Raw genomic sequence first — 14,262 nt, 5'->3', positions numbered from 1 at the left:
AACCGGTTCGGATAGCCCGTTTTCACGCCGGACAATGTGTAAATTGCGTAACCGTCTGTCGGATCCGCCAGGTTCGCCGGCATCGCGAGAGACCGCTGTCCAACCGCGGCCGCAACCGGCACGGCCCCGTCGGCAAGGGCACACCGGGCCATCGCGAGCCCGCGCGGGCAACCCGGTGCGCGGCGGGCAGGCGCGCAATCGGCGTCACCGCGGTCGCCATGCCCCGGTAACATGCTACCGGGTCAACTCCCGGCTTCCGGCCGCCTTTCGGCGCCCGGCATTGTCGGCAAAACGTAAGCATTCCATGTCCATGCAACGACTATCCACGTACGCACGCCGGATCGCGCTGTTCGCACTGCTGCAGTTCGCGGCGCTCGCGACCGCGTCGGCGTTTCCGGCTGCCGCCTCCGCGCCGACCGCGAGCGGCGTCGGCGTCCCGGTGCCGACCATTTCGCTGAGCGACGCGGTGGCGCAGCTCAAGCAGATGCAGGGGCAACAGGACCGCATCAAGCAGCAGACGTCGAACGCGACCAACAGCAAGGAGCTCGACGAACTCGGCGACGCGACCCAGGAACTGAGCGCCGACGTCGACAAGCTGCAGAGCCAGCTCGCACCGCAGCGCACGCAAGTCCAGGCGCAGCTCGACGTGCTCGGCCCGCCGCCGGCCCCGGGCGCATCGCCCGAAACGCCCGCGGTCGCGCAACAGCGGGCGACGCTGAATGCGCGCAAGACGCAAATCGAAGCAGCGCTGAAGCAGGCGGCGGACCAGAAGACCAACCTCGCGAACCTGAACGACCAGTTCGCGAAGCTGCACCGCAGCCTGCTGAAGAATCAGCTCGCGTTCCGTTCGGGCAGCATCTTCGGCGCGCAATTCTGGCTGCCGCTGTTCCACCTGTCACCGGACGATGTCCAGCGGCTCGACGACTTCAACGACGAACTGCGCGACATGCTGCGCTCGTCGTGGACACCGGGACAGCGTGCACTCACCACGCTGCTGATGATCGCCGCGCTCGCTGTCTGGCTCGGCGGCCGCCGCATCCTCGAACGCGGGCTCGCGTGGGTCTGCCTGAACCGCCTGCCGCCCACCCGGCTGCGGCGCAGCGCACTGGCGCTGGCGACGGCGTTCTCGACGCTGCTGGCTACCGCGGTCGCCGTCCAGATCCTCTATCTCGCGCTCGCCCGCCACTACGCGCTCACGCCTTCGATGAGCGATCTGTGGGATCAGTTCGCGAAGCTCGCCGTGACCTGCGCGCTGATCGCCGGCCTCGGCCGCGCGCTGCTCTGCACGAAACATCCGTCGTGGCGGCTGCCGGCGCTCGCCGATCCCGTCGCGCTCGCGATGCGGCCGTTTCCCGGCGTGCTGGCCGCGCTGCTGCTGATGTCCGGCACGCTCGAATCGATCAACCGGATCGTCGATACCAGCCTGTCCGTCACGCTGTTCGGCCGCGGGATCGTCTCGCTCGTCGTCGCGCTGACCGTCGGCGCGTCGCTGTTGCGCGCGAACCGCGAGCGCGCCGCGCTCGCGGCCGCCGGCGAATCGCCCGAGCAACGCTCGACGCTCGCGGGTCTGATCCATGCCGGCGTCACGCTGGCGATTATCGTGTCGCTGATCGCGCTCGTGATCGGCTACATCACGGTCGCGCGGTTCATCACCTACGAACTCGTGTGGTTCGAGCTGGTCCTGTGCAGCATCTACATCCTGACGCAACTGACGCGCGACGCGAGCGAAAGCCTGTTCTCCGCGAACCTGTCGACCGGCCAGCAGATCAAGCACCTGTTCGCGCTCGACGACAAGCATCTCGAACAGGCGCACACCGTCGTGTCCGGCCTGGGCACGAGCCTGCTGATGCTGGTCGCGGCCATCGCGCTGCTGACGGGCGGTTTCGGCACGACGCCGAGCGACCTGCTCGACAGCGCGATCGCGATGATCGGCGGCCAGCGGCTGCAGAGCCTGAACATCATGCCCGACCGGATCATGAACGCGGCAATCGGGTTCGCGATCGGCTTCTACCTGCTGCGCTCGGTGCGCCGCTGGCTCGACAACGAGTTCATGCCGGCGCTCGGCATGGACGCGGGGATGCGCGTATCGCTGGTCACGCTGTTCGCCAACGTCGGCTACGTGCTGCTCGTGCTGATGACGCTGGGGCTGCTTGGCGTCAAGTGGAGCAACCTCGCGTGGATCGTCAGCGCGCTGTCGGTCGGTATCGGTTTCGGCCTGCAGGAGATCGTGAAGAACTTCGTGTCGGGGCTGATCCTGCTGACCGAGCGGCCGGTGAAGGTCGGCGACATGGTCAGCATCGCGGGCGTCGAAGGCGACATCCGCCGCATCAACGTGCGCGCGACCGAGATCCAGCTCACCGACCGCTCGACCGTGATCGTGCCGAACTCGCAGCTGATCTCGCAGAACGTGCGCAACGTGACGATGGGCAACAGCACGCAAGGCGTCGCGACGCTGATGCTGACGTTCCCGCTGAACACCGACCCCGAGCAGGTGCGCGACCTGCTGCTCGATGCGTATCTCGAACACCCGGCGATTCTCGACAAGCCGGCGCCGTCGGTCACGTTCAGCCAGCTGACACCGGAAGGGATCACGCTGAGCGTGACGGGCTACGTGGCGAGCCCGCGGATCGCGAGCACGACGAAGAGCGACCTGCTGTTCGAGATCCTGAAGCAGTTGCGCGCGGCGCAGATCACGCTGTCGACACCGCAGATGCTGGTCGTGCAGAACCTGCCGGCGGGCGACGGTTCGACGCGACATGAACCGTAAGTGAGTCATTGAGCGTGCGGTCGCTCCGATCGATCATCGCGGCGCCCGCAGCGCCGGAAACGACAAGGGCCGGTTACCGCTTCCGCGGCAACCGGCCCTGTTCATTCGACCGTCAAGGCGCCCTCCCGGGCGCCCCGCATCACACGTCGAACTTCACCCCTTGCGCCAGCGGCAGCTGACGGCTGTAGTTGATCGTGTTCGTCGCACGGCGCATGTACGCCTTCCACGCGTCCGAACCCGACTCACGGCCGCCGCCCGTTTCCTTCTCGCCGCCGAACGCGCCGCCGATCTCCGCGCCGCTCGTGCCGATGTTCACGTTGACGATCCCGCAATCGCTGCCCGCCGCCGACATGAACTGCTCGGCCTCGCGCATGTCGTTCGTGAAGATTGCCGACGACAGGCCTTGCGGCACTGCGTTGTGCACGTCGATCGCGTCTTCGAAGTCGTCGTAGACCATCACGTAGAGAATCGGCGCGAACGTCTCGCGCTCGACCACCGCCGATTGCTTCGGCATCCGCACGATCGCCGGACGCACGTAGTAAGCATCCGCGTGGCCGACGTCGACGCGCTCGCCGCCCTTCACTTCGCCGCCCTGCTCGCGCGCATCGGCCAGCGCTTTCTGCATCGCGTCGAACGACGCACGGTCGACCAGCGGACCGACGAGCGTGCCTTCCTCGAGCGGGCTGCCGACCTTCACCGACACATAGGCCTTCTCGATGCGCGGCAGCAGTTGCTCGACCAGGCTGCGATGCACGATCAGGCGGCGCAGCGTCGTGCAGCGCTGGCCGGCCGTGCCGACCGCCGCGAACGTGACCGCGCGCACCACGAGGTCGAGGTCGGCGCTCGGCGCGACGATCATCCCGTTGTTGCCGCCGAGCTCGAGGATGCCGCGCGCAAGACGCTGGCTCAGCACCTTCGCGACTTCCTGGCCCATCCGCACGCTGCCCGTCGCGCTGACGACCGGCACCTTCCTCGACGACGTCAGCACCTCGCCGACATCGCGCATGCCGAGCACCAGCTGGCTCAGGCCCTTCGGCGCGACGCCCGGATGGGTCTTCTCGAATTCGCGGATCGCCTTCTCGAGCAGCACGTGGCAGGCAATCGCGGTGAGCGGCGTCTTCTCCGACGGCTTCCACACGACCGAATCGCCGCATACGAACGCGAGCGCCGCATTCCACGCCCACACCGCGACCGGGAAGTTGAACGCCGAGATCACGCCGCACACGCCGATCGGGTGCCACGTCTCCATCATCCGGTGGCCCGGGCGCTCGGACGCGATCGTCAGGCCGTAAAGCTGGCGCGACAGGCCGACCGCGAAATCGCAGATGTCGATCATTTCCTGCACTTCGCCGAGCCCTTCCGACGTGATCTTGCCGGCTTCGAGCGTGACGAGGCGGCCCAGCTCGGCCTTGTGCTCACGCAGCACGTTGCCGAACACGCGCACGAGTTCGCCGCGCACCGGCGCCGGCACCGTGCGCCACTTGAGGAATGCGTCGTGCGCGGCGTCGATCTTGCGCTCGGCGTCGGCGGGCGAGTCGACCGCCAGCGTCGCGAGCGTCGCGCCGTCGAGCGGCGAACGCGCGGTCAGCGCAGTGCCTTTCCACTGGGCGAGATCGATGTCGAGCGCGGCAAGAATGTCGTTGAATTGCATCACTTCCTCTTCAGGGACAGATTGATCGGTGCGGCGGCGACGCCGCCCGCGTGATTCGATTGGAGCGCGTTCGCGCGCCTTGTGCAAGCGGATGCGCAGCTCGGCAGGCCCGGTGCGCCGCGCCGCCACCGGAAATCCGGCCGGACGGCGCGCCCCCGCCTCGCGAGGCAGGATCCATGAGACACATTGTCGGTGGCCGCAAGCCGGGCCGCTATTGATATTAACTCACGACTTCATTCCCAAAACGCAACACCGGGGCAGGACGAATCCGCCCGTTTCGGCACGGGTATCGGACGTGTCCAGGGCCGATGGCCGGGCCGCCGCGCCGGTTGCGGCGCGCTGCAACTTGATGACAAAGCCGCATCACCCAGTGCGGAAATATCGTTTGCCGACCATGCGGCGGCCCCACACAATCGGGGCGGCGTCGAGGTGCACCGCACCCGGCGCACCGACGGCCGCCAGCAGCGGCCGGACGACAGACGAAGGCGACACGCGTCGCGGCCCGGCCGATCGCGGCCCGCCCGATCCGGATCGGGCCCGCGAAGCATCGCCGCTGCCCGGCTGGCGGCCGGCGACGCATCGCACTTCGTAGCCAAAAAACAATCCCGGAGACAGCGCCCAGCACCCGCCATGCATCCAGATGCCCGCCCCGACTCGCCCCGTCCGTCCGGCCCGCCGCCCGCGAAGCCGTCCCTCCACCGTGCGCTGCAGGCACGCCATCTGCGTATGATCGCGATCGGCGGCTCGATCGGCACGGGCCTGTTCGTCGCGTCCGGCGCGTCGATCTCGCAGGCCGGCCCCGGCGGCGCGATGCTCGCGTACATGCTGATCGGCCTGATGGTCTACTTCCTGATGACGAGCCTCGGCGAAATGGCCGCGTTCATGCCGGTGTCGGGCTCGTTCGCGACCTACGGCGCGAAATTCGTCGACGAAGGCTTCGGCTTCGCGCTCGGCTGGAACTACTGGTACAGCTGGGCCGTGACGCTCGCCGTCGAACTCGTCGCCGCGCAGCTCGTGATGCACTACTGGTTTCCGCACGTGCCGGGCGTCTGGTGGAGCGCGATCTTCCTCACGCTGATCTTCGCGCTCAACGCACTGTCGGTGCGCGGCTTCGGCGAAGCCGAATACTGGTTCGCGCTGATCAAGGTGCTGACGGTCCTCGCGTTCGTCGGCGTCGGCCTGCTGATGATCTTCGGCATCATGCAGGGCGGCCCGAGCGCGGGCTGGGCCAACTTCACGATCGGCGACGCGCCGTTCGCGGGCGGCTGGGCAACGATGCTCGGCGTTGCGATGATCGCGGGCTTCTCGTTCCAGGGCACCGAAATGATCGGCGTCGCGGCCGGCGAATCGGAGAACCCGCGCACGACGATCCCGCGCGCGGTCAGCCAGATCTTCTGGCGGATCCTGCTGTTCTACGTGTTCGCGATCTTCGTGATCGGCGTGCTGATTCCGTACACCGACCCGAGCCTGTTGAAAAGCGACGTGACCGACATCGGCGTGAGCCCGTTCACGCTCGTGTTCCGCCACGCGGGCCTCGCGTTCGCGGCCGGCGTGATGAACGCGGTGATCCTGACGGCCGTGCTGTCGGCCGGCAACTCGGGCATGTACGCGTCGACGCGGATGCTCTACAACCTCGCGGTCGAAGGCCGCGCGCCGAAGCTGTTCGCGAAGCTGTCGCCCGGCGGCGTGCCGCGCAACGCGCTGTACGCGACGACCGCCGTCGGCGCGCTGTGCTTCCTCACGTCGCTGTATGGCGACAAAACCGTCTACCTGTGGCTGCTGAACACGTCGGGCATGGCTGGCTTCATCACGTGGCTCGGCATCGCGGTCAGCCACTACCGGTTCCGCAAGGGGTTCCTGAAGCAGGGCTATCGGCTCGACCAGTTGCCGTACCGGTCGAAGTGGTTCCCGTTCGGCCCGCTGTTCGCGTTCGCGTTGTGCGCGATCGTCGCGCTCGGCCAGGACTACCAGGCGTTCCTCGCCGACAGGATCGACTGGGCCGGCATCGCCGCGACCTACATCGGCCTGCCGTTCTTCCTCGTGATCTGGCTCGGCTACGCGCTGGTGCGCAAATGCCGCCTCGTACGCCACGAGGACATGGAGATCGCGCCGTGGATCGCGCGCAACGCGGCGCCCGACGCCACGGAGAAGGCCGACGCCGGCTATCCGGCCTACGTCGCCAGCCCGGCCAACCCGACGCCGGGCGCCTGATGCGCGACCGCGCCGGCCGCTGCCCGGCCGCGGCGGCCGGCGCGCTGAAAACCCCATTCGACGCGGCGCGCGCGTTCAGGCAAGATCGACGCGCGCCGCCCGTTTTTCCGCCGTTACGAGTCACCGAAAACGCATGCAGAACTTCTACGAAGCCACCGTTACCCGCCAGCCCTACCCGCAACTGACCGGCACGATCGACACGCAGGTCTGCATCGTCGGCGGCGGCCTCGCCGGCCTGTGCACGGCGCTCGGTCTCGTCGAGCGCGGCGTGCGGGATGTCGTCGTGCTCGACAGCGAACGGGTCGGCTTCGGCGCATCGGGCCGCAACGGCGGGTTCGTGTTCGGCGGCTACAGCCTCGACAACGCGGACCTGCTGCGCACGCTCGGCCGCGACGAGGGCCGTCGCCTGTACCGGCTCACCGTCGATGCGGTCGACCTGATCCGCGCGCGGATTGCCCGCTACGGAATCGACTGCGACATCGTCGACGAGGGCGTGATGCTCGCGAACTGGTTCGACGATCCGTCGCGGCTCGACGGCGTGCGCACGCTGATGAAGCAGGAATTCAACGTCGACTGGGAACCGGTCGCGACCGACGCGCTGCGCGCGCGGCTGAAGACGCCGCGCTATTACGGCGGCCTGTTCGAGCCGAACGCGTTTCACTTCCATCCGCTCAAGTACGTGCTCGGCGTCGCGGCGGCCGCGTCGCGCGGCGGCGCACGCGTGTACGAACGCTCGGCCGCGCTCGGCATCGCGCGCGAAGGCGCCGGCTACGTCGTGCGCACGGCGCAGGGCACGGTGCGCGCGAAGGACGTCGTGTTCGCCGGCGGCGGCTATGCGCGCGGCGTGTCGCCGCGCATCGAGCGCGCGGTGCTGCCGATCGCGACCTACGTGATCGCGACCGAACCGCTCGGCACGCGCCTGCCGGACGCGATCGACGCGCCGTACGCGATCTACGACACGCGTTTCGCGTTCGACTACTACCGCCCGCTGAAGGACACGCGGATTCTGTGGGGCGGCCGGATCTCGGTGCTGGACCGCGGCCCCGACGCGATCGCACGGCTGCTGCGGCGCGACCTGCTGCGCGTGTATCCGCAACTCGACGGCGTGAAGGTCGACTACGCGTGGGGCGGGCTGATGAGCTACGCGCGGCACAAGATGCCGCAGATCGGGCGCGACGCAGACGGCGTGTGGCATGCGATCGCGTTCGGCGGCCACGGGATGGCCCCCACCACCGTCGCGGGCGAAGCGCTCGCCGCCGCGCTGGCCGGGGAGCGGCCCGTGCCTGAAGGCTTCGCCGCGTTCGGTCTCACACGCACGTTCGGGCTCGCGGGCCTCGCCGCCGCGCAGCTCACATACACCGCGTACCAGGCCCGCGACGCACTCGCGTCGTGCCGGCGCTGAACGCCGGCGGCGGCGGCCGAAACCGCGCTGCCGATTAGAGCGGAAGGTCGGCGGGACGGGGATTTCCCGCATGCTAGAATGGTTTTTTCATGCCGCCGCCAACCCACAACAAAGTCACATGAAAGCTGGAAGCAAGGCCGCCACGTCCGAAAGCCGCGCGCTTGCGACCGATGCGCGGCGCAAATACGATCCCGAGCAAACCAAGCGCAACATCCTCGACGTCGCCACGCAGGAGTTTTCCGCGATGGGCCTCGCCGGTGCGCGCGTCGACGCGATCGCCGAGCGTACGAACACGACGAAGCGAATGCTCTACTACTACTTCGAAAGCAAGGAAGGCCTGTACGAGGCCGTGCTGGAGAAGGTGTACGGCGACATCCGCGCGCTCGAGCAGGAACTGCACGTCGGCGACATGGAGCCGCGCGAAGGCATGCGCCGGCTCGTCGAATTCACGTTCGACTATCACGACAAGCATCGCGACTTCGTCCGCCTCGTGTCGATCGAGAACATCCACGGCGCGAAGTATCTCGAACAACTGAAGTCGTTCAAGAACCGCAACGTCAGCATCATCAAGACGCTCGAGGAACTGCTCGAGCGCGGCGCGGCGAGCGGCGCGTTCCGCCAGGACATCGACGCGTTCGACCTGCACCTGCTGATCAGCTCGTTCTGCTTCCACCGCGTGTCGAACCGCTATACGTTCGGCGCCGCGTTCGGCCGCGATCCGTCGGCGCCGCGGCTGCGCGCGCGGCATCGCGAGACGATCGCCGACTCGGTGCTGCGCTACGTCGCCGCGTAGGCACGCCGCGCGATTCCGCCCGAAGGCCGTCCGGCGAGCGATGCGTTCGCCGGACGACACGCCTCCCGAATGACACCGCGCCGCATGCAGCCGGCACGAGCCGGACGCACGCGGCGCTTCCCTTCCGGCCCGTTCCGGCCGAGCGCGTACGTCGCACGTCACTCCGTCGGCGCGGTCGACGCCAGCGCGATCCGCGCCTTCTCTTCCGGGCTGCCCGCCACGTAATACTTCTTCGCCCAGCTCGAATCCGGCGCGAGCGCGAGCTGCCGATGCGAACCGGCGCCGTGCTGTTTCGTCTCGATCGACAGCGCCCGCGCGCGATAGTGCTCGTAGAGCCGCAGGAATTCCGCGAGATAGATCGCCGCGATCCGCGTGTCGCGGATCTCGAGCAGGTTCTCGTCGTTGTACTGCTCGGAATTGCGGCTCATGTTCGCCGAGCCCGTATAGACGATCGGGTTCGCGCCTTCCGCATCGATCACGATGAACTTGTGATGGATCACGACCGGCGGATAGGCCGGCGCCGGTTCGCCCGGAAAGAGGCGCAGCTCCGGCTCGAAACCCTGCGGCACCGTTGCCGGCGAAAAATACGCGGCATCGATCACGTCGCGATGATCGCGCTGGCGATGGTAAAGCTCGAGGTTCGCGAGCGTCGCCGCATCGAGCGGCTGGCCGTCGTGCTGCGCGGCATCGGCCTTCGTCGCGCTGCCGGCGTTGATGCGGTTCACCAGGCCGAACATCATCAGGCCGCGGTCGCCGGCGGCGAAGCATGCGTCGCGCAGCGCCGCGTCGGTCGGCATGAACAGGCAGAACGACACCGAATGCTTCGCGGCCGCGATCGCGGCGACGATCGTATCGATCTCGGTGCGCTGCCCCGCCGGCTCCGGCGAAAACGCGACGCGCACCTGCGCGCTGCCGATCGTCAGCGGCTCGGACCAGCCCGGCGACAACTTCGCCGTCTCCGCGATCGTCGGATTCGTGGCCAGCGCTTGCGCACGCGCGTTGTACAGCGCGGCGAGCGCGGGCGAATCGAATGCGTGCAGCACGTTGGCCTGCTCCGTCAGCCCTTCGGTCGTGAAGTTCGCGGAACCGGTCAGCACGCGCGCGGGCGTCACCGCAGTCACCCCGTTCGCCGGTGCGTCGGTCACGACGAACTTGTCGTGCATGATGTGCGTGCGATCGCGCGGCGCCAGCGTCGCAAGACCCTGCAGCGCGTCGACGGCCGGCTGGTTCGGCGACGGCAGCGGCGGCTTGCCCTTGCGTGCCGTCGTGTGCGCATCGTAGACGATCGCGAGCGACGCTTCACCATGCTGACGGCCGAACGCCTCGAATGCGGGCAGCGCCCACAGCGTGTCCGTCAGGTGATAGACGGCCGACACCGCGCGCGACGCGGGATCGAGCATCGCCGCGAACACCTGCTCCATGTCGTTCGCGAGCCACGTGCGCAGCTTCAGCGCCTGGTCCGCGCTCGGCGCCGCATTCGGCGCGAGACCCAGCGCCGCGACCTGCTTCGCGAACGCCTGCGAGCTGACCACCGCGCGGTTGAACCACGTGCCGACGCCGTCCACGACGTGCGCGGGCAGCACGACATCGCACACGCCGGCCTCCGCATCGAGCACCTGCAGGTGCGCCGGCGTGCCGACGACCGGATAGACGTCATAGCGGAACGACGCATCGCGATCCTGCGGATCGATGCGCGCGTCCCACCACATGAATTTCTGGATCGGCGCCTGGTCGGTCGGCGCGTCGCCCTGCGTATCGGCGGCCGGGCCGTCGAACGTCAGGCGGTTCGGCAGCCAGCTGTTCGGCGCCCGCGTCTTGCCGTCGGCCGACCAGAAGCCCGGCGTGCGCCGGATCGCGAAGCCGAGGAAGTCGGTGCGCGACGCCGCGTCGGGCCAGTCGAAGGCCAGCAGGACCAGGGTCGGGGAAAGATAGCTGCGTACGCTGACGGTCATTCGTTGCTCCTGCCGGGCCGGCCGGTCGAGATGAATGAGTCAGTGTTGACGGCGGTTCTTCCCGCGCGATGACGGTTCGATGAACCTTGTATGTCGGACCCGCGTCAGTCGCACACGAGCAACTCGATGCCGCGGGCGGTCAGCGCGCGGCGCACGGTCTTGTCCGGCGCGCGCTCGGTCACGAGGTAGCGCGCGGCCGACGTGCCGTTGATCCGCACCGGCGTCACGCGGCCGAACTTCGAATGGTCGGCGACGATGACCGCCGTGCCGGCCGCCGCGATCATCCGGCTGCGCACTTCGGCGGCGAGCCGCGAGTAGTCGGTGCAGTCGCCGTCGGCCGTGATGCCGCCCGCGCCGACGAACGCGAAATCGACGTGATATTGCGCGAGCTGCTGGATCGTATCGAGCCCGAACGTCGCATCCTCGTCATCGGACAATTCGCCGCCGAGCAGCGTCACGCGATTGCCGTTGCGCCGCGCGAGCACGAACGCGGTACGCCAGTCGTTCGTATAGATCGACAGCCGGTGCCGGTCGGCCAGCGCGAGCGCGACCGCATGCGGCGTGCTGCCCGAGTCGATCAGCACCGATGCATCGTCGGGCACGAATTCGGCCGCGCGCCGCCCGATGGTGCGCTTCGCTTCGGCGTTCGCCGCTTCACGCTCGGACAGGCTCGGCTCGCGGCGGTCCGCCGCCAGCGCGCCGCCGTGCGTCATCACGAGCAGGCCGCGCGCCGCGAGCGCGTTCAGGTCGCGCCGTACGGTCTCGCGCGACACGTCGAGCGAGCGCACGAGTTCGGCGACCGACAGCGCGCCCGAGCGTCCGAGCTCCGACAGGATGTATTGATGACGTTGTTCCGCCAGCATCGCAATGCGCCCGAGGCGACTGGTAATGGGTAAGCCAGCCATTGTATTACGGCCGTTTGACCGGTATTTGACGAGGTCGCGTCCGGCGGCGGCCGCGTTTCACGAAAGCGAAATTCTGTATTGCCCGATGCGCGCGAATCGGCGCGCCACGCGATTGCTACACTCTGCGTTTCGCCGAACGACAGACCAGCAAGGGGCTTGCGCCATGTATCGCAAAGGCAGTGTGCTCGAAATCCAGTTCTCGCCGGAACGACTCAACGACGGGGCCGGCGATCCGTACTGGATCGACCTGACGCTCGACGAGGCCCGCCGGCTGTACGAACAGCTCGCCGCGCGCTTCGCGACCGACGTGCGCGCGAACCAGCCGCTCGACACGTTCTCGCTCGACTGAGCTTCCTTCCTTGCCGCGCGCTACGGCGCGTCGTCATGCCGCGGCGCTATCGCCCGGCCGGCCGATAGCCGAACGGCCGACCCGTTGCCGCGCTCGCGGCGCTTAGTGTCCGTCGCCGCCACGCGCAGCCGAAGCCGCGCGCCACGCATGGCCGCGGCATGCGTCCCGCACGCGCGACCGGCGAGTGCAGAATCCGACAAGACAGCGGCGCTGCTTCCCCCGATACTGGCCGGCTTCACGATTCGTCCGGCCGTATCGCGGCCCGCCACGCATGCTTACCTCGCTCGTCGCCGCGGCGTTCGTCGCGCTGTGGTCCACCGGCTTCATCGTCGCCCGGGCCATCAAGCCCTACGCCGATCCGAACCTGTTCCTGCTCGCGCGTTTCGCGGGCACGGCCGTGCTGTTCGGCGCGGTGGCGCTCGCCGCGCGCGCGCCGTGGCCGGCCCGCCGCGCATGGCCGCGCCACCTGATCGCGGGCGCACTGTTGCAGGGCGTCTATCTCGGCGCCAGCTACTGGGCCGTCGCGCAAGGGCTGAACGCAGGCGTGATGGCGCTGCTCGGTGCACTGCAGCCGCTCGCCACCGCCGTGCTGGCCGTGCCGCTGTTCAACGAGCGCCTGCCCGCGCGCGGCTGGCTCGGGATGGCGCTCGGGCTCGCCGGCGTCGCGCTCGTCCTCGCGCCGAAGGTCGCGGGCGGCGTCGCGGCGCCGCCGGGCGCCGCGCCCGCGTGGTTCGTCGTGGCCGTCTCCATCCTGTCGGTCGGCTCGATCACCGCGGGCTCGCTGTACCAGAAGGGCAAGCTCGCGCGGAACGACCTGCGCACGGCCGTCGCCGTGCAGAACCTCGGCGCGGCGATCGTCGCGGCCCTCTTCGTCGTGCTGCTGCACGAAACGCGCTGGATCGGTGCGCCGGCGCTGTGGATATCGCTCGTGTGGGGCGTCGTGTTCCTGTCCGGCGGCGCGGTCACGATGCTGATGTGGATGCTGCGGCGCGGCAACGCGGCGCGCGCGACGTCGTTGCTGTTCCTCGCGCCGCCGCTCGCCGCGCTGCAGGGCTACCTGCTGTTCGGCGAAACGCTCGCGACCGTCCAGCTCGCCGGTTTCGCGCTCGCGCTGGTGGGCGTCGTGCTCGCGCGGCGCTGACGCGGGCAAGCGGAAGCGCCCGTCGCTGCCGCCCCCCTTCATGCATCGAAACGAAGCATCCGCGCGCACGCCAGGGTGCGCCGCCCGGCGCGCTGCACCACGACGATGCACCGCGTCTCGCCGATGCAACGCGAAGCCGCCGGAAACGCATGCCCGGCGCGGCGCCGGGCCGCGATTGCGCTTATGATGGGCGCCTTGCATTTCGTTCCGGAACCACCTTCATGACATCCGCCGATTACGCCAGCCGCCAACGCGCGATCATTGCCGAACTGAACGTCGCCCCGCACTTCGACGTCGAAGCCGACATCGCCCGCCGCGTCGATTTCCTCGCGCAGTACCTTCGTTCAACCGGCCTGCGGACCTACGTGCTCGGCATCAGCGGCGGCGTCGATTCGTCGACGGCCGGGCGGCTCGCGCAACTGTCGGTCGAGCAGCTGCGCGCCGGCGGCTACGACGCCCGTTTCATCGCGATGCGCTTGCCGAACGGGGTGCAGAACGACGAAGCCGATGCGCAGCGCGCGCTCGCGTTCGTGCGCGCGGACGAGACGTTCACGGTCGACGTGAAGCCGGCCGCCGACGCGATGCTGGCCTCGCTGGTCGCCTCCGGCCACGCGTTCGACAACCCGGCGCAGCAGGACTTCGTGCACGGCAACATCAAGGCGCGCGAGCGCATGATCGCGCAGTACGCGGTGGCCGGCGCGCGGCGCGGCATCGTGATCGGCACCGACCACGCGGCCGAATCGCTGATGGGTTTCTTCACGAAATTCGGCGACGGCGGCGCGGACGTGCTGCCGCTCGCCGGCCTGAGCAAGCGTCGCGTGCGTGCGGTGGCCCGCGCGCTCGGCGGCGACGAACTGATCGTGATGAAGGTGCCGACGGCCGACCTCGAGGAACTGCGTCCGCTGCGTCCCGACGAGCACGCGTACGGCGTCACCTACGACGAGATCGACGATTTCCTCGAAGGCAAGACCGTCGCCGACACCGTGTACGAAACGGTGCTGCGCTTCTACGACGGTTCGCGCCACAAGCGCGCGCTGCCGTACACGCCGTTCGACTGGCCGGCCGCGTAAGCCGGCCGCTACGGCCGAAAC

The 14,262-nt window shown here is 68.8% G+C and carries 10 protein-coding genes; 7 read left to right on the top strand and 3 right to left on the bottom strand.

What is annotated here, in order from left to right; translation table 11 throughout:
- The first annotated feature begins 304 nt into the window (after positions 1-304).
- Entirely contained in the window at positions 305-2,767 is a 2,463-nt protein-coding gene (locus DIE21_RS00145) for a DUF3772 domain-containing protein (RefSeq protein WP_124494868.1), read from the top strand.
- A 139-nt stretch (positions 2,768-2,906) separates the two neighbouring features.
- Here the strand turns inward: DIE21_RS00145 and DIE21_RS00140 are convergent, their stop codons facing one another.
- Positions 2,907-4,418 carry an aldehyde dehydrogenase family protein gene (locus DIE21_RS00140; protein WP_124494866.1) on the bottom strand — a complete coding sequence of 504 codons (1,512 nt, stop codon included), beginning with the start codon at positions 4,416-4,418 and terminating at the stop codon, positions 2,907-2,909.
- 630 nt (positions 4,419-5,048) lie between these two features.
- Between DIE21_RS00140 and DIE21_RS00135 the strand changes: the two genes are divergently transcribed.
- The 3 genes from DIE21_RS00135 to DIE21_RS00125 all read left to right on the top strand — a co-directional run bounded on the left by DIE21_RS00135 (position 5,049) and on the right by DIE21_RS00125 (position 8,824).
- Positions 5,049-6,629, top strand: a complete 1,581-nt coding sequence (locus tag DIE21_RS00135) for an amino acid permease (RefSeq protein ID WP_124494864.1) — start codon at positions 5,049-5,051, stop codon at positions 6,627-6,629.
- A gap of 133 nt (positions 6,630-6,762) precedes the next feature.
- Positions 6,763-8,031 (top strand): FAD-binding oxidoreductase, encoded by a 1,269-nt coding sequence (locus tag DIE21_RS00130; protein WP_124494862.1) that lies wholly within the window; start codon positions 6,763-6,765, stop codon positions 8,029-8,031.
- A 118-nt stretch (positions 8,032-8,149) separates the two neighbouring features.
- Entirely contained in the window at positions 8,150-8,824 is a 675-nt protein-coding gene (locus DIE21_RS00125) for a TetR family transcriptional regulator (RefSeq protein WP_124494860.1), read from the top strand.
- A gap of 158 nt (positions 8,825-8,982) precedes the next feature.
- On the opposite strand, the gene DIE21_RS00120 is transcribed toward DIE21_RS00125, so the two are convergent.
- Entirely contained in the window at positions 8,983-10,776 is a 1,794-nt protein-coding gene (locus DIE21_RS00120; RefSeq protein ID WP_124494858.1) for a phospholipase D-like domain-containing protein, read from the bottom strand.
- Positions 10,777-10,880: 104 nt separating this feature from the next.
- Positions 10,881-11,639 carry a DeoR/GlpR family DNA-binding transcription regulator gene (locus DIE21_RS00115; protein ID WP_124494856.1) on the bottom strand — a complete coding sequence of 253 codons (759 nt, stop codon included), beginning with the start codon at positions 11,637-11,639 and terminating at the stop codon, positions 10,881-10,883.
- Between the two features lie 205 nt (positions 11,640-11,844).
- Between DIE21_RS00115 and DIE21_RS00105 the strand changes: the two genes are divergently transcribed.
- The 3 genes from DIE21_RS00105 (at position 11,845) to nadE (ending at position 14,241) form a co-directional block, all read left to right on the top strand.
- A complete protein-coding gene (locus tag DIE21_RS00105) occupies positions 11,845-12,030 on the top strand; it encodes a hypothetical protein (protein ID WP_006758664.1) in 186 nt (61 codons plus the stop codon).
- 271 nt (positions 12,031-12,301) lie between these two features.
- Positions 12,302-13,171 carry a DMT family transporter gene (locus DIE21_RS00100; RefSeq protein WP_124494854.1) on the top strand — a complete coding sequence of 290 codons (870 nt, stop codon included), beginning with the start codon at positions 12,302-12,304 and terminating at the stop codon, positions 13,169-13,171.
- Between the two features lie 221 nt (positions 13,172-13,392).
- Positions 13,393-14,241: an ammonia-dependent NAD(+) synthetase gene (gene nadE, locus DIE21_RS00095; RefSeq protein WP_124494852.1), complete on the top strand. Its 849-nt coding sequence runs from the start codon at positions 13,393-13,395 to the stop codon at positions 14,239-14,241.
- The last annotated feature ends 21 nt before the right edge of the window (positions 14,242-14,262 follow it).

The organism is Burkholderia sp. Bp9140 (assembly GCF_003853425.1).
GTDB lineage: Bacteria > Pseudomonadota > Gammaproteobacteria > Burkholderiales > Burkholderiaceae > Burkholderia.
The sequence above is the reverse complement of the archived record's forward strand: the minus strand, read 5'-3'. Positions and strand labels throughout refer to the sequence as shown.

Bases quoted from the DNA above. Each gene is read 5' to 3' on its own strand.
- DIE21_RS00115 (WP_124494856.1), bottom strand. From the start codon at position 11,639: ATGCTGGCGGAACAACGTCATCAATACATCCTGTCGGAGCTCGGACGC.
- DIE21_RS00105 (WP_006758664.1), top strand. From the start codon at position 11,845: ATGTATCGCAAAGGCAGTGTGCTCGAAATCCAGTTCTCGCCGGAACGA.
- DIE21_RS00135 (WP_124494864.1), top strand. From the start codon at position 5,049: ATGCATCCAGATGCCCGCCCCGACTCGCCCCGTCCGTCCGGCCCGCCG.
- DIE21_RS00145 (WP_124494868.1), top strand. From the start codon at position 305: ATGTCCATGCAACGACTATCCACGTACGCACGCCGGATCGCGCTGTTC.
- DIE21_RS00140 (WP_124494866.1), bottom strand. From the start codon at position 4,418: ATGCAATTCAACGACATTCTTGCCGCGCTCGACATCGATCTCGCCCAG.
- DIE21_RS00130 (WP_124494862.1), top strand. From the start codon at position 6,763: ATGCAGAACTTCTACGAAGCCACCGTTACCCGCCAGCCCTACCCGCAA.
- nadE (WP_124494852.1), top strand. From the start codon at position 13,393: ATGACATCCGCCGATTACGCCAGCCGCCAACGCGCGATCATTGCCGAA.
- DIE21_RS00120 (WP_124494858.1), bottom strand. From the start codon at position 10,776: ATGACCGTCAGCGTACGCAGCTATCTTTCCCCGACCCTGGTCCTGCTG.
- DIE21_RS00100 (WP_124494854.1), top strand. From the start codon at position 12,302: ATGCTTACCTCGCTCGTCGCCGCGGCGTTCGTCGCGCTGTGGTCCACC.
- DIE21_RS00125 (WP_124494860.1), top strand. From the start codon at position 8,150: ATGAAAGCTGGAAGCAAGGCCGCCACGTCCGAAAGCCGCGCGCTTGCG.